At 72.4% G+C, this 1,095-nt stretch carries 2 protein-coding genes; both read right to left on the minus strand.

The window, feature by feature from the left end; all coding sequences use genetic code 11:
- On the minus strand, positions 1–151 hold a 151-nt coding region (locus HUK84_RS19630; protein WP_176641708.1), incomplete at its 3' end, for a ribbon-helix-helix domain-containing protein.
- 24 nt (positions 152–175) lie between these two features.
- Positions 176–1,095, minus strand: a 920-nt coding sequence (queG, locus tag HUK84_RS19635) for a tRNA epoxyqueuosine(34) reductase QueG (protein ID WP_176641709.1), incomplete at its 5' end; no start/stop codon positions are given.

A 1,095-nucleotide genomic window follows, 5' to 3' on the forward strand; every position in this document is an offset into this window, starting at 1 on the left:
CGCGCGCGCGCGCCATCTCGTCCAGCGCCGTCCAGAATTCGGGTTCGAGCGCCACGCTGGTCCGGTGGCCCGACAGCGCCAGGCTGCGCTTGACCAGCGGCCGGCCGCCCGGCAGGCGGAAGCTTGCGGCGTTCTCGTCCCGGTCGTTCATGCCTGGTCGTTCATGCCTGGTTGCTCATGTCGGCAGGCGTCCGGCCGCCCAGCGCGCGGCCTCGGCCACCACCGGATCGGGATCGTCGCACAGCGCCTGCGCCACCGGGCGCAGCGCGGCCAGTCCCGAATTGCCGACGGCCACCAGCACGTTGCGCACGAAGCGGTTGCGCCCGATCCGCTTGACCGGCGAGCCCGAGAACAGCGCCCGGAAGCCCGCATCGTCCAGCCGCGCCAGGTCCGCGAGGCGCGGCGCGGTGAGGTCGTCGCGGGCCCGCAGCTTCATCTGCCGCGATTCGGTGGCGAAGCGGTTCCAGGGGCAGACCGCCAGGCAATCGTCGCAGCCATAGATGCGGTTGCCCATCGCGGCCCGGAATTCCAGCGGGATCGGGCCCGGATTCTCGATCGTCAGGTAGGAAATGCAGCGCCGGGCGTCCATCCGGTACGGTTCGGGAAAGGCGTCGGTCGGGCAGGCATCCAGGCAGCGCCGGCAGGAGCCGCATTGCCCGCCCGAGGGCGCCGAGCGCGGCAGGTCCAGGGTCGTGTAGATCTCGCCCAGGAACAGCCAGCTTCCGTGCCGGCGGGACACCAGGTTGGTATGCTTGCCCTGCCAGCCCAGCCCCGCGCGTTCGGCCAGCGGCTTTTCCATGACCGGCGCGGTGTCGACGAAGACCTTGACGCCCGGCGCGGCCCCTGCCCCCGCGCCCTGGGCGGCGCTCCTCCGCGCGCCTTCGGCGACACTCATCCGCGCGCCTTCGGCGACGACGAACTGCGCCAGGTGCTTGAGCATGCCCTTGACCACGTCGTGATAGTCGCGGTGCCGCGCATAGACCGACAGGTTGCCCCGGTCGGCCAGGCGCGTCGTCGCCAGCGGGTCGCCGCCGGGCGCGTAGGACAGGCCCAGCGCGATCACGCTTCGGGCCTCGGGCCACAGGGCGCGGGGAT

Origin of the sequence: Nguyenibacter vanlangensis (genome assembly GCF_013376155.1) — a bacterium.
GTDB lineage: Bacteria > Pseudomonadota > Alphaproteobacteria > Acetobacterales > Acetobacteraceae > Gluconacetobacter > Gluconacetobacter vanlangensis.